Origin of the sequence: Lysinibacillus sp. FSL P4-0201, assembly GCF_038593425.1 — a bacterium.
Taxonomy (GTDB): domain Bacteria; phylum Bacillota; class Bacilli; order Bacillales_A; family Planococcaceae; genus Lysinibacillus; species Lysinibacillus capsici.
This window is the reverse complement of the sequence record NZ_CP151995.1, coordinates 1,480,633-1,504,921: the sequence shown is the minus strand read 5'-3', so window position 1 is coordinate 1,504,921 and position 24,289 is coordinate 1,480,633. Positions and strand designations below refer to the sequence as shown.

Sequence of the window (24,289 nt, the reverse complement as noted above, 5' to 3'; positions counted from 1 at the left end):
ATGCAAATTACCATAAACCAAGATTTAGCTTTACGGATGATCGCACCTGAAGATGCAGAGAAGGTTTTTGCATTAACGGATGCCTCGAGGGAATATCTGAAAGAATGGCTACCATGGCTAGATTTCACAAAAGAACTGGCGGATACAAAAGCCTATATTGAGGGCTGTATTAAGGGCCATGAAGCGAACAGTAGCCTCTCCCTAGTCATTCTCTTTAAAAATGAAATTGTTGGCATTGCAGGCTTTAACGCGATTAACCCGAGCAATAAAATCGGCACTATTGGCTATTGGTTGAGCGAAGGAGCACAAGGACATGGCATCATGACGAAAACGGTAAAAGCTTTATTGCAATATGCCTTTGAAACATTGAAGCTTCATAAAGTTGAAATTCGTGTTGCTGAAGCCAATCACAAAAGTCGCGCAATCCCAGAACGTCTTGGATTCATGCAAGAAGGAACCATTCGAGCTGCAGAATGGCTCTACGATCATTATGTAAATCACGTTATTTATGGCATGCTTGTAAGTGAATGGCAGCAACAACTATAAAAAAAACGACCTGATGAGATCATCAGGTCGTTTTTTGTTAGGATTGTTCTACCGCTTCTTTCGTTTCTTCAGGTGCTTGCTTTTTTTCAAGTCCTAAAGCAATCTGCTCTAATTCTGGACGCAATGTGTGCTTCCCAGCATAGCTCTCGATCAGCTCTTTTACATCGAGACCAGAAGTTTCTTTTAATGTTTCTTGAAGTGTAGACATTAAATTGGTTGCGTAAGATGTCACCTTATTCGCACCACTTCCCTCTCCACCACCAGTATCGACCACTGTAATCTTATCGATATTGCCAAGTGGACTTGCAAGCTCTTTTGCATACTCTGGCATCATGCGTACAACCATATCCAGTACAGCTGCTTGACCATAGTATTCAAAGGCTTCGGCAATCTTACGTTTAGCTTCAGCTTCAGCCAGACCACGTAGACGAATGATATCAGCCTCCGTCTCCCCTTGTGCTCGCTCTGCATCAGCTTTGGCAAGACCATCCAAACGAATTTTCTCTGCCTCTGCTTTTGCTAATGATTCAATACGATATTTTTCCGCATCAGCCTGTGCAAGCTCACGCATTTTTTCGGCTGCAGCATTTTGCTCCACTGCATAGCGATCTGCATCTGCTTTCTTTTTAACCTCAGAGTCATATTGCTTTTCTCTACGTAAAATCTCTTTTTCTTCTAATTCAATTTGCTTTTGACGCTCGATAATGCGAATTTGCATTTCTTGCTCCGTTACTTCCTGCTTAGCACGAGCAGTTTCAAGCTCATACGCTTGGTCAGCACGCGCTTTGGCAATATCCTGCTCACGTCGGAACTCAGCTACTTTTAATTGATTTTCTTTTTCTGCTTCTGCAATTTCCGTCGCACGCTCTAGTTCTGCCTTTTGTGCTTCCTTAGACGCTTCTGCACGTTTAATACGTGTTTCTTTTTCTGCATCTGCTGTCGCAATATCAGCATCTCGCTTTACCTGTGCGATTCTCGGTTTCCCTAGTGAGTCTAAATAGCCATTTTTATCTCGTACATCCTTGATCGTGAAGGATACAATGACAAGACCCATCTTTGCTAAATCTTGTGAAGCAACACGTTGAACTTCCTGTGAGAATTTATCGCGGTTTTTGTAGATTTCTTCAACCGTCATAGATCCTAAAATGGAACGTAAATGACCTTCTAATACTTCACGTGCTTCCCCTTCGCGCTCTGCTTTTTGCTTGCCTAAAAACTGCTCTGCTGCTGTCGCAATTTCTGAAATGGAACCGCCAATTTTAATAATGGCTGTACCATCTGCCATAACAGGAACACCTTGCTCTGTATACACCTCAGGCGTTGTCACTTCTAGTTTACTAGAAAGTAAGCTTAACGGCTGTGCTTGTTGGAAAATAGGGAATACAAATGTACCGCCCCCACGAATGATTTTAATGCGATTCCCCGACTCATCCTTATGTACATTTTTAGAGCCGAGATAGCTACCTGTCACAATCAGTGCTTCATCAGGACCCGCCGTACGATACTTTGTCACATATAAGCCGACTAGGGCAATTAATACAAATGCTACAATTCCTAAAACAATTAAGATATCGGTTGACATAGACATATCTCTCCTTTAAACAAATTTTTTCTCGTACGTTCTAACAAAAAGTGTTCCGTCCTTCACATCCACAACAAGTACGGTTTCATCATAGTCAATGGCTTCATTATCATAGCCCGTTGCGCGTTTTGAAATCATGCCACTTGTCGTTTCGATAACAACCTCGCCAAAACCATCTACTGGAATTGGCACAATAACTCTTCCTAATTGCCCGCCTAGCGATTCCTCTGTGTAAGCTAAAGAAACATCAGCGGAACGTAGCGGAACGAGAACAAATAAATAAAAGATGGAACTTAAAATAGCACCGATGATACATGCAGCAATGATGTTCCAAACGCTAGAGAACCAGGCTAGTTTTTCTAAAATAAAACCTGCTGCTGACATCAACGTAATGAAAGATAGAATGACACTCGGATTAAAAATGGGTAGTCCTTCCCCAATACCTTCGACTGCATCACCAAAAAACATAACCAATACTGTGGCAAGGCCAGCGAAAATCAAAACCACCAAAAAGATCTGCTCGAGTGAATAGCCAAATAGCGTCAAGTTGCTCACCCCTTTTCATCATATTACCTACTATACGGATGTACCTCAGGAAAAGTTTCAAAATTTTTCAAACTCTTCTTTAAAGTATTATTTTTTGCTTTCATTAGAACCATGTTACAATAGAAAAGTATTCTGACAACTAAGGAGAAATGGCATGAAGCTTTCGACAATCTTAAATTTTATAATTCTAGTATTTTTCACGTTATTATTCGTTAATGATTTCTTCCCTGATACAGCTATTGCTGCGATGCTGACTAAAAAAATAATATTGCTTATATTAGTTGGGCTTGTCATCATTCAGCTAGCCTTCGACAAGGGTAGATATAAAAGATTATCCAAAAAGGCTTATATCGGATTAACATTGTATACAGTTGGATTATGGATTGTTTTAACATTACTTGGTGGTCAATCACAAATTGGCCTATCGTTCACAAGTCCTCTATTTTATATCATTGTTGTGCTTCTTGGATTGGATTTAATCCGCCTTTCACGCCAAACTAAGCGGGATCAAACAGAGGAGAAAGCGAAGTAAAGCACAGCTATCCGTCAATCTTACAAAGCTTTCCACCACTTTCGCACTGCTTACCGTCACTTTTGTCCCTCTATCCGACGACAACATAAAAAGCATGTCTCTGATTTTGACAGAGACATGCTTTTCTTATGATTCTAATACATTTAAAATGGCATCCAGTTCATGGACAGCTAGATCTAAGCGTTCCTTCGCTTCGATATTTTGCTGTTTTAAGTGACTAAACTCTAGTAAATTTTTCTCATGCTTTAACTTAATAGATGATAAACGTTCGATTCGTGCTTCTACTTTTTCTATTGCTTGCTCACAGACAGTTGTCCAGAGCTTTTCTGATTGTTGCATTTCCGTTGTCGATGGGTTGTGCTGACGCATAATTCGTGCGTAAACCATTTCAATTTGTTCAATTAGCTCCGAATAAAAATGGCGCTCAACGCGTGTTGTTTGGAATGTTGGATGTTCTACCTCTTTGGCATATGGCGTTATTTGACGAAGTAGCTTGCCAGCATTTTCTCCAAAAGCATGGGATAAATTCAAGACATTCATTAATTGCAATAATAAGCGTATTTCTTCTAGATTAATAAGTTGGGAATCGATGCTTTCCTTTAACTTTAATGACTCCATGTAGCGTCGATCAAAATGTTCAATTTCACCGTTGCGCTGCTCTACTAAATGGACACTTGCATTGTCTTTCAAGCTTTTAATATAGCGAATGGCATGGTTTTTTAGCTCTTCTTTTGACAGCAAGTTATCATTGTCTTGTTGTGGTTTTTCTCGTTGAACATACGCAAATGCATCCATTTTTTTGGGCCATTGTGCTGCTTGGGTTTCATCTGAGACATTATAGCGTATATAAATTCCGTGCATTTCATATCCTCCAAGTCCATTAAACAAGTATCTCTAAAGACAATAAATCGAATACGACATTTTTTCAAGTAAAAAACTTTTAATAATTGAAAATCCTTCTTTTTAACAATAAAACAAAAATCCCGAATAGTCGATACTATTCAGGATTTTACTAGTTTTCATTCTAGGAATTTGATGTCGTAATGAGCAGCTATCGTTCTACAGGAGCAGGAAATGATTTTTGCTGATTATATTTTAAAGCATCCCTTCATTAAAACAACCTGTAATCAAAATTGACAAGTACAGTTCTAAAAAATCGCCAAGTTCCTTGTAAGCACTACAGGAATTTGGCGATCTTTATGTGTAGCTATTTAAGCCTGTTGGCGGATATCTTGAATGCTCTTCCCTTCAGTAAACGCATGAATCGATGCAATGGAGCCCACCGATTTAAAATTTGCCTTCTCATAGACTTTGGCAACCTGTTCACTAATTGGTAATATCCAAAGATCGTCCAATCCCAGCTTGACTGATTGCTGTTGGATATGCTGCAGCATATAGCCGATTAAACCACGACCACGATAGCTTTCAGTTGTTGCAACACTTTCAATCCTACCTTGATTTTCTGACACAAAAATATTTGCTGAGCAGCACGCCACCCCATCTAGTCTTAGTAGATAATACGTAAAATGTGAAGAATGATAAGTTTGTTCAAATGCCTTTTTTATTAATGAAGGCTCCCCAAATGCAGAAATGCTCATTTCTACTGCTAATGCTTCCTCCATATTTGCATCCGTTACACGCTCAATTTGAATGGCAGGATTAGGTGGAAGTATCGCATATTCACCATCCCAGTACTGAATTTCATTAACAAAATGCTCATATTGAAAGCCGTGCGTCTCTAATGCCTCTATACATAGCTGATTTTGTTCTAGATTATATAAATAAATCCGTGGGATCAGAGATTTTGATTGGTAGAAATCTTTGATGTCGTGTAAAAATAAGTCAGGTTGCTCAATCTTTCTCCAAATCTGTGCATGATTTGCATCGTAATAGGTCGGGATAGCCTGATTGTAAAATAAGACCCCCTCCTTACAAACCTCCACTTCACTGAAGCTCTTCACATACTCTATATCAAGCTGCATAATGCGTTCTAAATTAAACATGCTCTGTGCCCCCCTCTAACCATCTTTCATATAAATTTTCTAATTGAAGTTCAAGCTTCTGCCGTTGTTCTTTAGCAAGCGATGGTTGTTGTAGTTTTGTCTCTAATTTTTCAATTTGCTGTTCAATCGGTAATTCTTTTTTAGGTGGCTGCGTTTTATTTACTGGTTGTTTTTCAACCATTTTCATTGCAAGTTCCTGTCGTTTTTCTCTAGCCCACTCATAATCTCCCTCAAAAACTTGAATAGTCTGGTTTTCAATCCACGCCGTTTTCGTAAAAATTTTCTGTAAGAAATAGCGGTCATGTGACACCCCAATAATCGTGCCTTCAAAGGATTCCAGTGTCTCTTCCAATACTTCTCTTGCTTCAATATCTAAATGATTCGTTGGCTCATCTAAGATTAAGACATTGATATCCTCATGCATTAATTGTGCTAAACGAAGACGCATTTTTTCTCCACCACTTAAGTCCTTCACTTTTTTAAAGACATCATAGCCATAGAACAAAAATCGTGCGAGTATATGGCGAGCTTCCGCCTCTGACACGGCGACACTTTCACGAAAGGCATCAATTAATCGTATAGCAGGATTTGGATGTTCAAATTGCTGGGAAAGGTATCCAAATTTCACATTACTTCCAATCTGACACACTCCCTGATTAGGAATGATTTCCCCTAATATCATTTTTAATAATGTTGATTTTCCACTACCATTGCTCCCAACAATCGCTAATCTTTCGCCAAAATAAATAGCTAGATTGCTTTCCTTCAATAAAGGCTTATCAAAGCCATGATCAATGGCTTGCAAAAGCACGACCTCTTTACCACTGCGTTCAGCCATCGTTAAAGCTAAATTCATTTTCTTTTTAGTGAGGGGCTTCTTTACTCGCTCGATACGTGCTAATGCTTTTTCCATACTCTTTGCACGTCGATGCATAGATGCGTTTGGTGGATTCGCCTCATTTGCCCACTGCTTTAATCGTTTAATTGTTTCTTGCATCTTTTTAATTTTCTTTTGTTGCTCTTCATAATTTGCAAACTGTTGCTCAATTTTTGCTTCTTTTTGTGCTATAAAGGCATCATAATGGCCGTTATACGTAAAAGCCTCCCCATCCTCAATTTCAATAATCTTCTGGGCTACTTGATTCATGAATTGACGATCATGGGATACGACAATGACAATCCCCTCAAAGTTTCGCACATAATGTTCAAGCCACTCAATAGCTTGCATATCCAGATGGTTCGTTGGTTCATCCAATAACAAAATAGAGGGCTTTTTCAATAAAATTTGTCCAAGCATAACCTTTGTTTTTTCCCCACCACTTAAACTACTAAATGGCTGCTCTAGCATATCTGAAATACCTAGTCCATTTGCAATCATTGCTAGCTGTGCATCTACTTCATAGCCCCCTAATAGCATAAATTGCTCCTGCAATTGGCCATATTGTAGTAATATTTTATCCGTGACCGTCGTCTGCATCTCTTGCTCAAGTGCTGTCATTTTTGCCTTTATTGCATAAATATCCGCAAATGCTTCCTCCAGCACTTCTTTCACAGCATGGAGTGGATAATGTGGAATCTGATGTAAATAGCCAATCGTCGCTTCTTTACTTTTAATTATTCGTCCCTTGTCAGGTATCTCTACCCCTGCAAGCAGTTGTAATAAAGTCGTTTTTCCACTGCCATTTACACCAACAATCGCCACATGTTCACCACTATTTACCTCTAGCTGTAAGTTCTCGAATAATATATTGCCACCCATAATTTTTTGAATTTGTTCAGCTTTCATTTGCATCGTTTTTTCCTCCAATGAAACGTGCGAAAACATCTTTAGAACACAAAAAAGACTGCTCATTAACAAGCAGTCCTCTTCTCAATTAAATGTGTGAAAAAGAATGGTTAATTCGCTACGTTTGTTATTTGATTTTGCTTAAAAATGGACAGACCTATCCCGTTGTTCGCAAAATCGAAAGTAATCACACGTGCAAAATACATAGCCGTATCCACTTTTACACATGTTTTCGTAGCGTTTTTATTCATTCCTTCTCACCTCCGTTCATAGTAGTTATGGCTATCATAACATTATTCGGATTATTTGGAAAGGGAAAATTTAACGTTCATTTATCATTATTCAAAAGTTCTATTTGATCGAAATTCGCACAAAGAAAAACATGAGAGGTTGATTCATAGCCCCATCATGTTTTCACTTTTCTTACAAATACTTTTACCACAGGCACCAGAAAAATCGAGACAACTAGTACACGAAAAAGCTGAAAGGCCGTGACAATCGTGACATTTGCATGGACCGAAGCGGCAATAATCCCCATTTGATCAAGACCACCAGGAACAATACTTAAAAAGCTTGTCCTAAAATCAAGGCTGTACAACGCTGCCATCACAAATGTTAAACCATAGGCTGCCCCAATAAAAATGCCCGCCGAAACAAACGCATAAAAGATATGCTTCTTCGATAAATGTAAATCCTCTTTTTTTAATAATAATCCAATATAAATTCCTAGCATGAGTTGGGCAATATGCAGAAGCGATAATGGTAATTTTGGCACTTCTATCCCTGCCATATTAACGCCCATTAGTAAAAACACTGGGCCTAGCATATAGCCTGTTGGAATTTTTAGCTTTTGTGCTAGCCACCCTGCGCCACCACATACCACAAGTATGCTAACAAGGTTCCATGTGTATGTTCCATCAATCATAGAACTATTGCCACCTGCCCCTGCCACCATTAAAGGAACAAAGCCAACGATTAAAAGAACGCGAAGGATTTGAAAGAATGTGATGACCACCATATCCATCTCTTGTTGCTCTTCCGCAAATGCCACAACCTGCGACATGCCCCCAGGAACACAACACGTTAAGGCAGTCGCAAAATCTAAATCTGTACGCTTGGCAACAAGGAAACTTACCGCAAAAAACAACAAAATAAATATGATATTTAACACGACCATGCTTCCTAAAAAAAGCTTGATGTCCTGTACAGCTTCTGGTGTAAAGGCATAGCCGATAGAATAACCTGCTACGACTAAACCAAAATTGCGGAAAGAATGATGCCATTTTAATTGGACGTTGGTGGATAGCTGCACGATGAGCACCGCTGTAATCGCTCCTAACAGCCAAGGCATCGGTATATGGAAAAATTGAAAAACTACAGCACCTATTAAACCAATGCATAATGTGATGAACATATGCTTATCAAAAATAAACATGGTAGCAACCCCTTCAACTCGATAAGCCTATTATGACCTTTATAAACCGCTTTTTCTACTGGACCGACTTTTGAGCTGTTTGCTATCGTTGAAAAAGAACCTGTTATCCAACAAATAAAACCTCTTATCGAACAATTTATCCTTGCTAAAATTTTCTATGCTACATTAGTAATACCTGATTCAGCGTTTTTAAAGGAGGCCTCCTATGAAAATTCATTTAACCATCAATCATGAGCTCGAGGAAACTGAGGTTCATATCCATGCCAAGGAATATAATGAGCAAATTGAAAGATTGATGAGACAGCTTCAAGCATCCCAAACTACGATGCTAGATGGGTATGACCAACAAGAAATTCATCTCTTAAAAATTTCCGATATTTATTCCATTTACGCAGAGGATGCCAAAGTATTTTTACAGACAGATGAGCAAGAGTTTGAGTCCAAGCGAAAATTATATGAGCTTGAGGCTCAGCTAGCCAAAGATTTTGTACGCGTGAGTAAGTCTACACTCGTCAATATCCATAAAATATCCTCTATTCAAATGGGCAAAATCGGCACTACACAGCTATTACTTGAAAATGACGTAGCCATTCATGTCAGCCGAAAATATTTAAAAGAATTAAAGAGACACTTAGGTATTGGGAGGGATTCATAGCATGAAGTATTTACGCATGATGATTATCGGTCTACTCATTTCCCTTAGCTCCTCTTATGTCTTAGTGACACTTAGCGTCCTATCAAATAATGCGGTGGCCTCAGGAACAGAATTATTGGAGCAAATTGTGATCGCGGCCATTCTTGGCATTGCCATTGGTTTGCTATCCGTCATTTTTGATATGGAGCAATTGCCTTTTACAGTTCAGCTTCTTCTCCATTTAGTAGCGGTGACAGCATGTGTACTAACCGCAGGCTATTTTGGTAGCTGGTTTGATTCAGGTGTATGGTATGTACTTATTGCGGAAGCCATTATTTACTTGATTGTTTGGTGTATTCTATATGTTCTTCAATTAAATGATATTGAAAAAATCAATAAAGAAATTCAAAAGAGAAGGGATTAACCACTTATGACGTTTGCGATAAAAGTTGAAAATTTATGTAAACAGTATGGAGAACAGCAAGCTGTCAAAGGTATTTCTTTTACAGTCGAACAAGGCACCCTATTCGCTTTTTTAGGTGAAAACGGTGCAGGTAAATCTACAACGATTGAAATACTTTGTACTTTACTAAAAAAATCGAGTGGTCAAGTAACTATTAATGGTTTCACACTCGACGCAAGCAATGATAACGCGGATATCCGTAAATCTATTGGTGTCGTTTTCCAGCAAAGTCTATTAGATGAGCGATTAACTGTACGTGAAAATATCCTCCATCGAGGTAAAACATATGGTTTATCGAAAGCACAGCTTACCGATAACTATCAATTTGTTTCTACCTATTTGCATTTAGAGGATATTGAAGAGAAAAAATATGGAACATTATCAGGGGGACAAAAAAGGCGAGCAGATATTGCTCGTGCACTGATTCATCGTCCAAGTATTTTATTTCTGGATGAACCTACAACGGGTTTAGATCCACAAACACGTCAATTTGTTTGGCAGGCGATTAAACAACTTCAACTGGAAACCAATATGACTGTTTTTTTAACGACCCACTATATGGAGGAAGCGGCAGTCGCTCACCAAGTCACTGTCTTAAAGCAAGGTAAAATTGTTGCACAGGGAACGCCCGATGCACTAAAAACAAAATATGCCTATGATTCAATGGCTCTCGTTTTTCAAAATGCACAGGAGGGTGTGAAGTTTCTTGAGGAAAATGCGATCTCCTACACAGAGAATCAAGGGATATACACCATCCGTTTAACGTCTACCTTACAAGCACTTCCCCTTTTAAAAAAAGCTGAGCCACTTATCGCCTCCTTCGAAGTCATTAAAGGATCAATGGATGATGTCTTTCTTCATATTATGGCAGAGGAGGAGGTTGCGTAGTGGAAGCATTAATTAGTTTAGTTCTGCGTAATAACAAAATATTTAGACGGGATAAAACACAGGTGTTCTTCTCCCTACTGTCAGTCATTATTGTCATTGTGTTGTACGCTGTCTTTCTCCAAAAAATGCAGGTAGATGCCATTGAACAACTAACAGAAGCTACACCTGAATTGATCACCATGGTCAATGAGTGGCTAGTAGCAGGTTTACTATCCATGATTGCTGTTTCGACTACACTTGGTGCCTATGGTATCGCTGTTAAAGACCAAGAATCCAAAGTACAAGCCGACTTTTTAACAGCTCCCCTTTCTCGTGCAACTATTCAGTTGAGCTATGTGCTCAATGCATTTATTATCGGCTGTATTTTTTCCTTTATTGCGCTCCTTGGCTGTGAAATCTTTATTATCACAACGGGAGGTAAGATTCTAAGTTTTGGGGATTTTATTCAGGTATTGAGCATACTGTTTTTATCTGTCTTGCTTGCGAGTGTTTTTAATTTATTTCTTTCGTTATTTGTGTCGACCCAAAATGCTTTCTCAACACTCGGCACAATTGTTGGTACATTACTTGGATTTTTATGTGGTGTTTATGTACCTCTTGGAGCTCTACCAAGCTTTGCACAACATATAATCATGTACTTTCCAATTAGCCATACAACACTATTATTACGCAATGCATTTATGGAGAGTTCTATTGCAAATGTTTTTGATGGTGTGCCCGTTTCTTATGTGGAAGATTATGAAATGAATTATGGCATTGTTTATGAACTAAATGGACATATACTTAGCTCCACAACAAGTCTAATTGTGATTGTATGTACAATTGTAGTTCTTTCTCTAGCATCTATGATCTTATTTAAGAGAAAGTATAACTAAATATGAGCCAACCATTTTACACATCGTTTAGAATACGATGTGTTTTTTATTGCTTTAATACAAACATTTTGTTATTTTAAATATTAAATAACAAACAAATTTAGAATTCGTTTGTTTTATCAAGGAGGGATTGCAATGGATGTAAATGAATTATTTTGGCAAGCTCCTATCGATGATCTAAAAAAGGGATATATCGATCAAGCGACACACTTCACCTGCCTACTATGCGGTGAAAAAATAGAAAAAGGCATTATTTATCCTCAAGAGGGCTTATTATATGAAGCAGAGAAAATGATGCAACACCATATTACATTGGCTCACCATTCTGTTTTTCATTATTTAAACGGTCTCAATAAAAAAATGACAGGCTTAACAGAACATCAAAGTCATATTTTACGCTTATTTTATGAGGGAAAATCAGATCAGGAGATAAAAGAAGAATTAGAGATTGGCAGTGCCACAACGATTCGCCATCACCGTTTTGCTTTAAAAGAAAAGGAACGCCAAGCCAAAACATTGATGGTGATGATGGAGTTACTAAAAGAACAAGATCAGAAGGAGGAACCATTTGTGCCTATTCATAAAACAGCTACTATGGTCGACGATCGCTATAACGTAACCCTCACGGAAGAACAGCAATTATTAGAGAAGCTATTTCCAAACGGTGTTGGCAAGGAACTGGTTCGCTTTCCAAAGCGCGAAAAACAGAAAATTGTAGTGCTGCGTGCAATTGCAAATCTTTTTGACCAAGAAAAGCATTATACTGAAAAAGAATTAAATGAAGTGATTAAACCGATGTATGAAGACTATGTACACATACGTCGTTACTTAATTGAATACGGTTTTCTTGACCGGAAAGCAGATGGCAGTGCCTATTGGGTAAAAAAATAAGAAAGTAGGTTAATAAAAATGGATCATAAAAAAGAGTTAAAAGAAATGTATAAGGACATGAAAATTGAAGCGGGCGTTTTTACAATGACGAATACACAAACAAATAAAGTATTTGTCGGTAGCTTTAATAATTTGAAGCGTTTAAATGGTTTTCAGTTTATGCTCAAAACGAATACACATACGAACAAGGAGCTTCAAGCGGACTACAATTCATTTGGTCAAGATGCTTTCGAGGTGAAAATCGTTGAGTATTTAAAGAAAAAAGAAGAAGGCTATTTCGATGAAAAAAAAGAGCTCGAAAAGCTGGAGCAAAAATGGCTTGAGACACTAAAGCCTTATGGTGAGTATGGTTATAATTAGTCATTAGCGCATTTGCCAAAAAGGTAAATGCGCTATTCATTACTTGTTTGAAGGGTTGCCAATCAATTGAATTTCCTGCTGTGCTTTCTTCGTTAGTTTATTGAAAACAAGTTCATACGAATGCTTAATAAGATTCTCTACTAAATCCATCGGGACATCCTCAGCATCCATATAAATGGAATTCCAATGGGTTTTATTCATATAGTAACCAGGTATAATGCTTGCATAGGCTTCTCGTAATTCCTCCGCTCGAGAAGGCTCACATTTCAATGTAAGAACAGGCTTACCTGTTCTATTTCCTCCAAGCATGGCATACATTTTTCCACCGATATGATAGCGATCTGCTTGCCACTCCTCTTGATAGTCATACGTTGTTCCATGAAGCTGTATACAGTAAGCATGAATTATTTCTTTTTCCATCTTTACAATCCCCGTCCCCTCAAATAAAAACACACGTTCGATTATGGTAAGTATAACCTAAAACGTGTGTAGAGAATAGCATTATTTAGTTGTACCACGGTCAAACATTCCGATTACTTCCGTCGTCTGTAAAATATTCACAAACGACTTTGGATCAGTCTCCTTAATCGTGCTTTTCACATCAGCTAGTTGGTAACGCGTAATAACAGTAATTAATACTTTCCGACCCTCGCCTGAATACGCTCCCTTTGCATCGATAATCGTTACTCCACGATGTAGCTTTTCTAATAGTTGCTGTTTGACCTCGTCCCCTTTACTCGTAATAATCATCAACGTTAATTTAATATGGCTTGTATGAATTGTATCCACTACTTTTCCAGTTGCATAAATGGACACAAGGGTTAACAACGCCGCATCCCAGCTAAAGACAAAGCCAGAAGCAGCCACTACGATTCCATTCATAGCGGCAATTAACGTACCGAGCGGAAAATCACGTTTCCGGCTAAGTAGCATAGCAATTATATCAAAGCCCCCTGAGGAGCCAGCTGCTCGGAAAATCATGCCCATTGCAAACCCTACAATAACACCACCAAATAAGGACGCGAGGATTGGCTCTTGTGTCGCTTTGTGTATTGGAATAATATATAAACTCACTGACAACACAGCCACCGAAAGAATGGTGTAGCTAATAAATCGCTTGCCGAGCTTCATCACACCTAAAATCAGTAAAGGCAGGTTAAGCAGTAAATTTAACACGCCTGTATTTAAAGGGGTAATAATCCCAAGCATGATGGCAATACCACTCAACCCACCACTCAAGATTTCATGGGGAATCAATAAATAATTATAGGCAAAGGCCACTAAAATGGAAGAAAGTGTAATTATAATCACATTTCGCATAATGCTATCCCCTATCAATCAACGACCAATTTTTGATACATCTTTGTCATAGACTACCCAATTTACACTCCTGAAAAACCTATCCTCTTACTTTTTCTTCTGTTCTTCCTTTAAAGGCATATTTTGTTTATGTTCCCCTGTATCCGCAACTTTATAGATTCGCTCAAGCATCGGTGGATGTGTATAGCGGAACCACTTCACTAAGAGTGGCGGGTTCACTTCACTTAAGCCTGAAATCGTTAGCTTTTGAAATGCTGTTACAGCCGCTTCTCGATCATTCATAAGGTTAATAGCATATTGATCGGCTCTCGTTTCTTGATATCTCGATATAAAATTGGATACTGGATTGGAAGCAAATAGTAAAATAGAAGTAATGAGTAAAAATAATGGATAGGAACGAATGCTACTGATTTTATTAATTTTTAAAACCTGTCCATATCGTGAAATCAAGCGACGCATAATTTTCGCTGTTAGCCATAGCCCTATTAACATTAAGAATAAATAGCCTGCAATGCCAAAATAAATATGCTTTTCAACATAATGTCCCATTTCATGTGCCATGATAAATAAAATTTCATTGTCCGTTAGTCTATTTAATGTAGTATCCCATAGCACAATTCTCGAATTGCTCCCAATTCCTGTCACATAAGCATTTAAAGCATTTGTCTTTTCTGCCATGTTGACCTCATAAACATGCTCTGCTGGAATATTGGCCTGTGTAGCAAGTGAAAGTATCTTTGTTTCCAGTTCTTTATTTTTTAGTGGATAAAAATCATTGTACAAAGGATCAATGACAACTGGCTGAATGAACATCACAAAGATTGTAAAGGGGATAGTTAAAAGCCAAGCATAGAGCCACCATCTTTTTTCGCTCTTTTTAATGAGCCAATAAATCACCGTAACAATAATCAAGCTAGTGCCAAAATTCACCCAAAAATCAATGACACCATCCTTCATCCAAGATGCAAATGCTTGTGTACTGATGCCATAGCTTTTGCTTAGATGATAGCGATAATAATCAAGCGGGAATAGCACTATATAGAGCAATAAAGATAATAGGAATAAGTAACCCGCATTTTGCAATAGCTTCCACTTCGTTTGGGAGGTCGTCACTTTTTCGAAATAACGAGATACACCCAATAGTAAAATCAAGAAGTAAATAAGCCATTCTAAAGGTGTGGCTACAAAGAATACAAAGTTCCGTATTTTTGAATATTCACCACTTAAAAAAAGTTCCTTGCCAGACATAAACATCACTGGATCTGCCGCCGTTCCTTGTAAGGCACTTGGTATTTTACCACCACCGCTGTGGAAAATATACCAGTACATACAAAGCACGTAAACACCGAAAAGTAGTAGTGTAACAATGCCCATTTTTTTCGCTATGTTATTTCCCCCTCATATCACCCAAAGTTCGTCCTATAGTAAGTGTAAGCGAAATTATCAAAGTTAGAACAAACATGGACCTACTTTTTTAATCTCTCTGTTGCCAAAGAAAAATTTCGCCTCATTTCTATATGAGGCGAAATCATTATCGTCCTATTCATTTATCCATAACAAATGCCGTTTTACCACGTTGATCCCCGCTTAGATAGCCAGTGGATAATAGTTGCTCATACCATTGCTTTTCTATAGTAGCTGCTTGAGCCGCATCATCTACCTTCGTAGAAAGTTCAACCATAATATCGCCTTTGTACTGCCATACCTCTATATCCGCTTCATGTCCTAAAAAGCTTCCTTTATAGGTCGTAGCATTAGCAGGCCCATATACGACAACTTGAGACAACGTATTTTTATACCATGCTTCGGAGTTCCAATTTACAATTTTCTTTGGCGCATTTTCAAGAATGAGTTTTTTTGCAACATTTGTAGCAACTGAATCATAAGAGACCTCAGCAGAAGTCTTCAAAGATTCCTTTCGGCTTATCGTAAATGTACGATGATCTCCCTTAATATCTAGCTCAAACTTATAATTTGACTCAGAACCAGTAAAACCATGATTCATTGTTTCTGCCATTGCTTCACTTAAAGGTGTGTTTAAAAAACGCTTTTTGTAGGTTATATCCATTTTATTACTACCCTTATATACACGTAAGCGGTGTATATAGTCATGACGTAGAAACAATTGGTCAAACGTATCATAAAAATAAACTTTTACGTTATCCTTTTTAGTTGCTTGAAAAGCCTGGACAATCGTTGATTCATTAAAAATCTCAGGTTTAATATTGAATTTAATTTCATGGCCTGGCTCAATGGCTGCTTTCGCTTGTGTTGTATTCACACCCATCATACTAATCATTATCAAGCCCAAAACACACAGATAAAATGCCCATTTTTTTAGTTTAGTCACGCTTTAATTCCTCCTTCGGAAATGTTGTTGTTAAATTTGTATGTGTACTGTGAAAATAGATCGTTTGTCGTGCACGAAGTCTCTGTGACAGTGCCACTAAATCCCAATAGTCTGGATGTGTTTTATAGAAGAACTCCTCAGAGATATGCTTTAAGCTAGCTGGATTGTAAGCATGACGAGAATAGCCTGTATGAACAAAAATTGCCGTCGGATAATCCATTGCAAGCTCCTCCACTTGAGCCACATCCTGCTCTGAGACAAAATACAGTACATGGTGACTGTCCTGTTTTTGCTTGAGTCGTTCTAAAAGCATCACTTTATTTGGCCAAATATTTTCATGTTCTTCATCATAATGCGCCAATAAAGGTTGTAGCTTGGCATCTACCCTAATCGCTCGAGTTGTATGTTCGGAAAGATACGTCATAATATCGACTGTTTTGCCCGAAAAAGAGGAGGGGAATATAAATGAATGATTGGGATGAGCCTTTACATACATAGCCATCTGCTGTAACACCTCAAGATTTCGAATGCATTTTTCCGCATGTCCACTATCAATAAACGCTACATCATAAACCGTTCCATCCTCCTCTGGCAAGGTCGCCTTTAATAAATACGAATCGACTACATAATCACCAGAGAAAAAAATCATTTCATCAAAAAAACGAATTTTGTACCACACGCTTCCAATTAAATGCCCACTATATCCCCATTGAAAGGCAAGATATTCATTGACCTCTATCCATTTTCCAATCGTATCTGGATAGAAAGTTCTGACTTGTGGGATAAGCAGTGGAAGCTGCTGAGCAGTTGTATGACTCATTAGTATCGGTCCCGTATAGCCCATGTTCTGTAGTATTGGCAATGCCCCTACATGATCAATATGCGAATGAGAAATAAAGACAGCAGCTAGCTTTTCAATATGATTAAATGTAATATTTGGTGGCGTTTTTTGTGTATTTTTCATAATGCCACAATCCAATAAAATGGCCTGCCTCTGATTTTCTATATAAAAACAATTGCGCCCATATTCGCCTACACCACCTAAAATTTCAACACTAAGCATTGGCCTGCCCTCCTCGTTTTTGCAGCCAACCCAATAGGAACATAAAAATAACAGTCATAAGGACGGTTATAACAGCTACTGCCATTCCAACCCCTACATTACCTTGCTCAAATTGGCTATAGATAAAGGTTGCCCCTGTCTCTACGGATGGTGGCAAAATTAAAAGGCCAGCTACAAGCTCTCGCATTGAAATAATAAAAGTCATCATCATTCCTGTAAAAATACCCTGCATCAAAAGTGGTAGGATGATGCGACGATAAACCGCAATGTTACTACGTCCAAAAATAGCAGCTGATTGAAAAATAGAGGCATCCAATTGTGAAAAAGAAGACTTTATATACTGCACCGAATAAGGTAAAAACAGTACACAGTATGTGACTATTACCATTGCCTTTGTGTTATAAATTGTTGCGGGAAGCCAAGGAGCATTCCAAAACATAATTAAACCTACAACAAAGACAATCCCCGGAATAATATTAGGCATTAAACTAAAGAAGTCTAATATTTGCTGCTTTCTGGTTTCTCCTTTTTTAATATAAAGAGCGATGAATAAACCTATTATGGCGGTTATCAAGGCCGTCATGATAGAAAAAACAATGCTATTTAAAAATGCTGTCAATCCTGCACTTCCACTAGTGAAGACCTCTTGATAAGAAGCCAAACTGAAATTCCCTGCCTGTAAACCATCTCCCCGTACCTTTTGCAAAGAGGTCACGATAATAGAGAAATAAGGAATGCCGATAGATAGCAATAAAATAAGCCCTACAAAAGTCCAAGAAGCTGTTTTTATATACCACTTGTCCTTGATCTCACGTCTAGCAGGTGTTTTTCCTGATAGCACACCATATGTATATTTGCGTCCAATGAGATTTTGGAAATACCAAATGACTAAGCAAACTGACAATAAGAATAAGGATAGCGAGGTTGCCATGCGAATATCAACTGGCCATCTTGATAAATAGGCATGAATTTCGGTTGTAAACACTTGAAATCCAATCCGACTGCCGAATGTAGCTGGCGTTCCAAATTCAGCAAGCGTCTTAATAAAAATAAGGAGACTTCCCAAAACATAGCTCGAAAGTAAAAGAGGTAACACAACTTTTAGCCAATTTTGCAAAGAACTTCGCCCAAAAATCAGCGCTGCATCTAAAAATGAGCCATTTATGCGAAGCAATGTATTTTTCAGCATTAAATACAAAAATGGAAACAGGTGTAGGCTCATGATCACTACCATGCCAAATAAGGAAAAGAAGGAATCTGTCATCCTAGCAGCACTTGGAATAAGCTGCTGTAAAAAACCATTGTGCTGCATAAACAAAATCCAGCCCATTGAACCAATATAGGGAGGTGTCATAAATGGAATTGTTAACACTATATCGAGCCATTCATATTGAGATAAACTTGTTTTCGTGCGAATGAAAGCCATAGGTAATGCGATAATTGTTGTCCCAATAATCACGAAAACCCCTAAAACCATCGAGTTTCCAAGTGTTTTCCATATTCTATCGTGTGCAAACATTCGACTAAACTGTGAAATATCAACATGTCCCTCTTTTATAAAGGTATAAAATAAAATGGCCATCAACGGAGCGATAGCAAATATGATGACAATTGTTAGTAAAAATCCAAAAGCTCGTCTTCCTTCCATTATCATGACGATTTCAACCCTTCTCTATGAAAACTAGAAGGAGGTAAATTAACCTCCCTTTATTTAACGAAATATATCCGTAAACTTTGTTAGTACTTCCAGCTGTTTCGCTTCCGCACCCATCCAATCAACTGTTAACTGTGGAATTTCATCTAATGCTGCACGATTTTTCACAGCAATATCTTTATTCCCTGGTAATAAGTAAGCATCTGCTACTAGCTTTTGCCCTTCATCTGACAATAAAAAATCAACATAGGCTTGTGCAGATTCTACATGTTGCGCATCCTTTAAAATACCTACCGCTCTTGGACTAACTACTGTCCCACTCGTCGGATAGATAATTTCCACTGGCTCACCGTCTGCTTTTGCTTTATAAGCCATATAGTCTACACCTGCAATCGTGGCATTTTTCTCGCCTGTAATAACCGCATCCAAGGCTTCTTTATTCGCACCATTGACTTGTAAGCCATTTTTCTTCCAACTATCAATCGTGCTCCAAGCTGTTTTTTCTGCTGCTGTGTAGCCAAATAAGAAATCAACAGCAGAGCCTGACAGACTTGGATCTGGTATATTCATTTTATTTTGCCAATCAGCTTTTGCTAAATCAGACCAATCCGTAGGCGCCTGTGTCGTATTTTTCGTATTATAGGCAATACCTAAAGCAGAGGCACTGTAGCCATAAAAATATCCATCTTGATCCGACCAATCACTGTTAATTTTGTCCTTGTTTTTAGCCGCTTCGTAGCTTTGCAATTGACCTGTTGCTTTTAACCCATCCATTGAGGCAACAGAGGCAAGTACAACAATGTCAGCTACAGGATTATTTTTTTCCGCTTCTAAACGAGAGAGAATTTTACCCGTAGTTCCTTGAAACATTTCCACTTTAATCCCTGTTTTTTCTTCAAATGCTTGCTGAATATTTGCAGCTAAACCATCTGGCCCAGCAGAATACACTGTCAGAACTTTCTCCTCCTGTGTCTTTGCACTTGCTTCATTCGTCTCTTTTGCCTCTTTATTACCACAGCCAGCTAATGCTAAGGTCAATAAAATGCCAGCAGTTGCCCATAATTTAAAATGTCGTTTCTTCAATGTAAACCCTCCAATTGATAGATTTGTTTTTCATCAATAAAAACTTGCAATCTTTTTCCATGCTCTAATGGCTGCTTCTCATAAAAGCTCCAATACTGTCCTTCTACCTGTGCTTGTACTAGATAACGATCGCCAACAAATGTACTTTTCACAATCTGCGCTTGTTTGGCAATCGTACCAGGACGCGATATTCTCGAAACACCCTCAGGTCGCACAATTGATTGTCGATTGTGAAGCCAATTCACTTTGCCAATAAAATCTGCCACATAGGGCGTTGCTGGTGCACGATAAATTTCCTCAGGCGAGCCAATTTGAGCAATCCTCCCTGCCTCCATAACGATAATTTGATCAGACATTGTCATGGCCTCTGTTTGATCATGTGTTACGAAAATGGCTTGGCAATTAAGCTCATGAATGAGGTGCATGATTTCATCTTGCATTTGCTCTCTTAAAACAGCATCGAGAGCGGATAAAGGTTCATCAAATAAAATTAATTGCGGTTTGGTCGCTAAAGCTCTAGCTAATGCCACTCGCTGCTGTTGTCCACCCGATAATTCACCTGGCTTTCGTTTCTCATAGCCTTGCATTTTTACCAATCGCATCACATGCTCGACTCGTTCAGGAATAGCTGATTTAGGAATAATGCCCTTTAAGCCAAAGGCAATATTTTGGAAGATGGTCATATGTGGCCATAGAGCAAAATCTTGAAAAACCATAGCAATATTACGCTTATTTGGTTTGACATTTTTACGAGACGCCGAAGAATAAATGACGGTGTCATCAAATCGTATTTCTCCTTTTGATGGCTGTTCAAGGCCAGCTATCAACTTTAATAAGGTTGTTTTGCCACAGCCTGATTGTCCGAGAATCGTAATAAATTGCTGATCTAACTCCACATCAATCGGCCACAATGCTTGAGACTGCCCATATTTTTTCTCGATATTTTTTAATGAGATTTTCATAAGTATCCTCCTCGTTACTTACAACTATAAATTCCAGATATTTAGAAAATATTAATCTACTATTAATAACACGTTAAAAAAAATCTAATAAACTAAAGCAAATACAAGATTTTTTCTAATTTCCTTTAGGAGGATAAAATGAACAATAGTAAATTACAGGCATTTTGCTTACTTGTAGAATTAAAAAAATTAGCACCTGTCGCCAAAGCACTTGGCATTACAGCCCCCACCGTATCATTTCATATTCGCTCTATAGAGGAGGAATATGGTATTCATTTATTTCGAACAAATGCTGGAGGATACCGTTTAACAGAAGCGGGCGAAGGTGTGTATCATTTCGCTCGTCAAATGGTTCAACTTCAAAAGGATATGGATCGTTTTATTGAAAATCTTTTAGCAGGCCATATCGGTTCATTACGACTTGGGGCGAGTGGCTTACCTGCCCATATTTTTATGCCAGATTTAATTCATCAAGTTTCAACGACCTATCCTGAGATTCGCATTTCATTAGAAGTAAAAACAGCACCTGAAATTGAAAAAAAGGTAGCACTACAAGAATTAGATTTCGGGCTCATCATGGAGACTAAGCAGGAAAATCCTTTACTTCATTACGAAACAATCGGTGAAGATGCACTTGTATTGGCATTCAGCCCATCACACGAGCTAGCAGCACAAAAAGACATCACCAAAGAAGATATTCTTAAGTACAAGCTATTGTTGCATACATCCTCTAGCTCCACGAATCACTTCATTGAAAAGTGGATGGACCCATTTCAGCCTTCTATTTACACAATTGAGCTGGATTCTGTGAGCACGATTAAAAAGATGCTGACCTTTGGCAAAAACTTGGCGTTTCTATCTGTTTCCTTAATAGAAGAAGAATTAAAATCAGGTGTACTGCTGAAGAAAGATCTACATGATGTAACACTAAATAGAAAAATTCAATTGATTTATCCGAAAACGCGCTTAGATCATAAAATGGATGAATTTGTCAAAACGTCGGTTTATGAAATAGCAAAGCAATTAAAAATGTCTTCTACGATGACATAATTCCACATACAGTCGTAATAACATGGAATGGGAAGATATTTTTATGAAAGGAGGGTTGTCCTTGCTAACCAAGCTGTTGACAAAAGATTGTATACAGCTTGCAAACTTTGTCCGATCATGGCAAGAAGCAATTCATTTAGCGGCTAGCCCATTAGTACAACAACACAAAATTGAACAGCGCTATGTCGAAGCCATGATTCGATCTATTGAACACTATGGTCCTTACGTTGTCATCACACCCAAAGTAGCCATTCCTCATGCACGGCCATCTGATGGGGTTCTTGAACTAGCCATAAGCTTGCTACGATTACAAAAGCCTGTTTTTTTCAGCCCTAATCAGCCTGTCTACCTACTGATTGTGCTAGCTGCCATTGACAATGCTTCACATCTACAGGTGTTGGCTGATTTGGCATTAGTCTTACAAGAACCCGATCAGATTGATGACCTAATCGCCTGTCAACATGCGGACATGATATGGGAGAAAATCAAACAATATACGACAAAGGAGTCAACAGAATGAAAATTTTAGTCGTGTGTGGGAGCGGTTTAGGAAGTAGCTTTATTTTAGAATTGAATGTTAAAAAAGCATTAGAAGTATTGGGGAAAGATGCAGAGGTAACGCATACAGATTTAGCGTCTGCCAAGGCGGAGAAAGCAGATATTTATTTAGGGGCAGCAGATATCGTGAATGAATTAGCGAAAGACAAAGGAATCATTGTGAGCATCGTAAATATGATGAGTATTTCAGAAATAAAAGAAAAGCTTGAACCGTTGCTTTAAGCATTAAAAATTTGGATAGGATGAGGTGTTGGTATGTTAGATGTTATCATGCATGACATTTTAGGAACACCAGCTATATTAGTCGGCCTATTCGCTTTTATTGGTTTACTTATTCAAAAAAAATCAAGTTCCACTGTTCTGTCAGGTACATTAAAAACGATAATGGGCTTTGTCATCCTCGGAGCTGGTGCCACTGTCTTAATTGGCTCTTTAGATCATTTTAGTAAAATGTTCGATCATGCCTTTCAAGTACAAGGAGTCATTCCCAACAATGAGGCCATCGTGGCAGCTGCTCAGACTAATTTTGGTACAGCTACTGCACTAATCATGGTATTTGGTATGATTATGAATCTACTATTTGCGCGATTTACGCCATTAAAATATATCTTTTTAACTGGACATCATACATTATTTATGGCTTGTTTAATCGCCGCTTCATTATCAGTTGGAGGGATGAGTGGTACACCTCTTATTCTTGTTGGGTCTATCATTCTTGGACTTTGTATGGTCGTGTTCCCTGCCATTTTACAGCCGACAGTTCGACAAATAACAGGGAGTAATGACTTTGCTGTTGGTCACTTTGGCAGTGTTGGCTATTATGTTTCTGCAAAGATTGGTAAGCTCTTTGGTAATAAAATGAAATCCACAGAAGATATACAGGTTCCGAAAGCATTAGGCTTTTTACGAGATACCTCAGTTGCTGTTTCTTTAACAATGTGTGTGTTCTTTGTAATTGTTGCCCTTTTTGCTGGCCCTTCCTATATTGAGTCACAATTATCAGCTGGCTCAAATTTTATTATTTTCGCTATTATGCAAGCGATTACATTTGCAGCGGGTGTTTATATTATTTTAGCAGGTGTACGGATGTTAATTGCTGAAATTATTCCAGCCTTCAAAGGCATTGCAGATAAACTTGTACCAAACACAAAACCAGCACTTGATTGTCCAACCATCTTTCCTTTTGCACCAAATGCCGTTATTATTGGTTTCATTTTTAGTTTTATAGCAGGGCTGGTTTCCATGTTTATACTCCCCTTCATCGGACTAAAAGTCATCGTACCAGGTCTTGTTCCACATTTCTTCACAGGTGCTGCGGCGGGTGTCTTTGGAAATGCTACTGGCGGTAGAATTGGTGCGATGTCCGGAGCCTTTGCCAATGGTTTATTAATTAGCTTTATTCCAGCCATACTCCTTATCTTTATGGGAGACATTGGCTATGAGGGCACAACCTTCGGTGATTCAGACTTTGGAGTAATCGGCATTATTATTATTAATTTATTAAAATTATTCGGCGCTGTTTAGAACATATAAAGCCTGACGCTATTTGCGTTAGGCTTTTATAGTGCTGTACATACAAGAAGTGCTACGAAAACCTTTATAAATCAATTACTTTATTAGTAATCTAGCTTTATATTATTAACTTATTATGTATATAGAAATGATTCATTATTCTTAGACATCCTAAAAATTTTTTGCACGGATGTCT

General features: G+C 38.3%; 27 protein-coding genes. 12 read left to right on the top strand and 15 right to left on the bottom strand.

The window, feature by feature from the left end:
- The gene (locus MKY76_RS07355; protein WP_103117709.1) at window positions 1–546 is read left to right on the top strand and encodes a GNAT family protein; all 546 of its coding nucleotides are present in this window, start codon (window positions 1–3) and stop codon (window positions 544–546) included.
- A 37-nt stretch (window positions 547–583) separates the two neighbouring features.
- On the opposite strand, the gene MKY76_RS07350 is transcribed toward MKY76_RS07355, so the two are convergent.
- A complete protein-coding gene (locus tag MKY76_RS07350) occupies window positions 584–2,128 on the bottom strand; it encodes a flotillin family protein (protein WP_004232547.1) in 1,545 nt (514 codons plus the stop codon).
- Between the two features lie 15 nt (window positions 2,129–2,143).
- The gene (locus MKY76_RS07345) at window positions 2,144–2,674 is read right to left on the bottom strand and encodes a hypothetical protein (protein WP_004232545.1); all 531 of its coding nucleotides are present in this window, start codon (window positions 2,672–2,674) and stop codon (window positions 2,144–2,146) included.
- A 154-nt stretch (window positions 2,675–2,828) separates the two neighbouring features.
- On the opposite strand from MKY76_RS07345, the gene MKY76_RS07340 reads away from it, so the two are divergent.
- Complete coding sequence (locus MKY76_RS07340; RefSeq protein WP_066037601.1) at window positions 2,829–3,206, top strand: hypothetical protein; 378 nt, start codon at window positions 2,829–2,831, stop codon at window positions 3,204–3,206.
- 126 nt (window positions 3,207–3,332) lie between these two features.
- Here MKY76_RS07340 and MKY76_RS07335 read toward each other — a convergent pair whose 3' ends face one another.
- The 5 genes from MKY76_RS07335 to MKY76_RS07315 all read right to left on the bottom strand — a co-directional run bounded on the left by MKY76_RS07335 (window position 3,333) and on the right by MKY76_RS07315 (window position 8,430).
- Complete coding sequence (locus MKY76_RS07335; RefSeq protein WP_048389726.1) at window positions 3,333–4,067, bottom strand: hypothetical protein; 735 nt, start codon at window positions 4,065–4,067, stop codon at window positions 3,333–3,335.
- Between the two features lie 350 nt (window positions 4,068–4,417).
- On the bottom strand, window positions 4,418–5,209 hold the full coding sequence (locus tag MKY76_RS07330) for a GNAT family N-acetyltransferase (protein WP_054550693.1): 792 nt from the start codon (window positions 5,207–5,209) through the stop codon (window positions 4,418–4,420).
- Window positions 5,202–7,001 carry an ABC-F type ribosomal protection protein gene (gene abc-f, locus MKY76_RS07325; protein ID WP_342557609.1) on the bottom strand — a complete coding sequence of 600 codons (1,800 nt, stop codon included), beginning with the start codon at window positions 6,999–7,001 and terminating at the stop codon, window positions 5,202–5,204. The genes MKY76_RS07330 and abc-f overlap by 8 nt, the downstream gene beginning before the upstream one ends.
- 104 nt (window positions 7,002–7,105) lie before the next feature.
- Window positions 7,106–7,246, bottom strand: coding sequence for an RAxF-45 family protein (locus MKY76_RS07320; protein ID WP_004232534.1), 141 nt, complete (start codon window positions 7,244–7,246; stop codon window positions 7,106–7,108).
- A 155-nt stretch (window positions 7,247–7,401) separates the two neighbouring features.
- A complete protein-coding gene (locus tag MKY76_RS07315) occupies window positions 7,402–8,430 on the bottom strand; it encodes an AbrB family transcriptional regulator (RefSeq protein ID WP_342557608.1) in 1,029 nt (342 codons plus the stop codon).
- A gap of 205 nt (window positions 8,431–8,635) precedes the next feature.
- Between MKY76_RS07315 and MKY76_RS07310 the strand changes: the two genes are divergently transcribed.
- The 6 genes from MKY76_RS07310 (at window position 8,636) to MKY76_RS07285 (ending at window position 12,541) form a co-directional block, all read left to right on the top strand.
- Window positions 8,636–9,085 (top strand): LytTR family DNA-binding domain-containing protein, encoded by a 450-nt coding sequence (locus MKY76_RS07310; protein WP_048389715.1) that lies wholly within the window; start codon window positions 8,636–8,638, stop codon window positions 9,083–9,085.
- A gap of 1 nt (window position 9,086) precedes the next feature.
- On the top strand, window positions 9,087–9,488 hold the full coding sequence (locus MKY76_RS07305) for a DUF3021 domain-containing protein (RefSeq protein ID WP_048389711.1): 402 nt from the start codon (window positions 9,087–9,089) through the stop codon (window positions 9,486–9,488).
- Window positions 9,489–9,494: 6 nt separating this feature from the next.
- The gene (locus MKY76_RS07300; protein WP_115673454.1) at window positions 9,495–10,415 is read left to right on the top strand and encodes an ABC transporter ATP-binding protein; all 921 of its coding nucleotides are present in this window, start codon (window positions 9,495–9,497) and stop codon (window positions 10,413–10,415) included.
- Entirely contained in the window at window positions 10,415–11,290 is an 876-nt protein-coding gene (locus tag MKY76_RS07295; protein WP_342557607.1) for an ABC transporter permease, read from the top strand. The genes MKY76_RS07300 and MKY76_RS07295 overlap by 1 nt, the downstream gene beginning before the upstream one ends.
- 135 nt (window positions 11,291–11,425) lie before the next feature.
- Window positions 11,426–12,181 (top strand): DUF2087 domain-containing protein, encoded by a 756-nt coding sequence (locus MKY76_RS07290; RefSeq protein WP_313871680.1) that lies wholly within the window; start codon window positions 11,426–11,428, stop codon window positions 12,179–12,181.
- A gap of 18 nt (window positions 12,182–12,199) precedes the next feature.
- On the top strand, window positions 12,200–12,541 hold the full coding sequence (locus tag MKY76_RS07285; protein ID WP_342557606.1) for a GIY-YIG nuclease family protein: 342 nt from the start codon (window positions 12,200–12,202) through the stop codon (window positions 12,539–12,541).
- Window positions 12,542–12,580: 39 nt separating this feature from the next.
- Here the strand turns inward: MKY76_RS07285 and MKY76_RS07280 are convergent, their stop codons facing one another.
- The 8 genes from MKY76_RS07280 to MKY76_RS07245 all read right to left on the bottom strand — a co-directional run bounded on the left by MKY76_RS07280 (window position 12,581) and on the right by MKY76_RS07245 (window position 20,973).
- Complete coding sequence (locus MKY76_RS07280) at window positions 12,581–12,961, bottom strand: MmcQ/YjbR family DNA-binding protein (protein WP_048389704.1); 381 nt, start codon at window positions 12,959–12,961, stop codon at window positions 12,581–12,583.
- 81 nt (window positions 12,962–13,042) lie between these two features.
- Window positions 13,043–13,861: a YitT family protein gene (locus MKY76_RS07275; protein ID WP_004232517.1), complete on the bottom strand. Its 819-nt coding sequence runs from the start codon at window positions 13,859–13,861 to the stop codon at window positions 13,043–13,045.
- A gap of 87 nt (window positions 13,862–13,948) precedes the next feature.
- Window positions 13,949–15,247: a M48 family metallopeptidase gene (locus tag MKY76_RS07270; protein ID WP_279629542.1), complete on the bottom strand. Its 1,299-nt coding sequence runs from the start codon at window positions 15,245–15,247 to the stop codon at window positions 13,949–13,951.
- A 157-nt stretch (window positions 15,248–15,404) separates the two neighbouring features.
- A complete protein-coding gene (locus MKY76_RS07265) occupies window positions 15,405–16,211 on the bottom strand; it encodes a hypothetical protein (protein ID WP_342557605.1) in 807 nt (268 codons plus the stop codon).
- Window positions 16,204–17,274, bottom strand: a complete 1,071-nt coding sequence (locus MKY76_RS07260) for an MBL fold metallo-hydrolase (RefSeq protein ID WP_342557604.1) — start codon at window positions 17,272–17,274, stop codon at window positions 16,204–16,206. Before MKY76_RS07260 ends, MKY76_RS07265 begins: the two co-directional genes overlap by 8 nt.
- On the bottom strand, window positions 17,267–18,928 hold the full coding sequence (locus tag MKY76_RS07255) for an iron ABC transporter permease (RefSeq protein WP_342557603.1): 1,662 nt from the start codon (window positions 18,926–18,928) through the stop codon (window positions 17,267–17,269). The genes MKY76_RS07260 and MKY76_RS07255 overlap by 8 nt, the downstream gene beginning before the upstream one ends.
- Before the next feature lie 57 nt (window positions 18,929–18,985).
- Window positions 18,986–20,011 carry an ABC transporter substrate-binding protein gene (locus MKY76_RS07250; RefSeq protein WP_342557602.1) on the bottom strand — a complete coding sequence of 342 codons (1,026 nt, stop codon included), beginning with the start codon at window positions 20,009–20,011 and terminating at the stop codon, window positions 18,986–18,988.
- The gene (locus MKY76_RS07245) at window positions 20,008–20,973 is read right to left on the bottom strand and encodes an ABC transporter ATP-binding protein (RefSeq protein ID WP_048389693.1); all 966 of its coding nucleotides are present in this window, start codon (window positions 20,971–20,973) and stop codon (window positions 20,008–20,010) included. Before MKY76_RS07245 ends, MKY76_RS07250 begins: the two co-directional genes overlap by 4 nt.
- Window positions 20,974–21,111: 138 nt before the next feature.
- On the opposite strand from MKY76_RS07245, the gene MKY76_RS07240 reads away from it, so the two are divergent.
- The 4 genes from MKY76_RS07240 to MKY76_RS07225 all read left to right on the top strand — a co-directional run bounded on the left by MKY76_RS07240 (window position 21,112) and on the right by MKY76_RS07225 (window position 24,105).
- Window positions 21,112–22,023 carry a LysR family transcriptional regulator gene (locus tag MKY76_RS07240; protein WP_342557601.1) on the top strand — a complete coding sequence of 304 codons (912 nt, stop codon included), beginning with the start codon at window positions 21,112–21,114 and terminating at the stop codon, window positions 22,021–22,023.
- Between the two features lie 61 nt (window positions 22,024–22,084).
- On the top strand, window positions 22,085–22,543 hold the full coding sequence (locus tag MKY76_RS07235; RefSeq protein ID WP_054550682.1) for a PTS sugar transporter subunit IIA: 459 nt from the start codon (window positions 22,085–22,087) through the stop codon (window positions 22,541–22,543).
- Window positions 22,540–22,803: a PTS sugar transporter subunit IIB gene (locus MKY76_RS07230; RefSeq protein WP_004232490.1), complete on the top strand. Its 264-nt coding sequence runs from the start codon at window positions 22,540–22,542 to the stop codon at window positions 22,801–22,803. The genes MKY76_RS07235 and MKY76_RS07230 overlap by 4 nt, the downstream gene beginning before the upstream one ends.
- 33 nt (window positions 22,804–22,836) lie before the next feature.
- On the top strand, window positions 22,837–24,105 hold the full coding sequence (locus MKY76_RS07225; RefSeq protein ID WP_342557600.1) for a PTS ascorbate transporter subunit IIC: 1,269 nt from the start codon (window positions 22,837–22,839) through the stop codon (window positions 24,103–24,105).
- Window positions 24,106–24,289 lie beyond the last annotated feature (184 nt).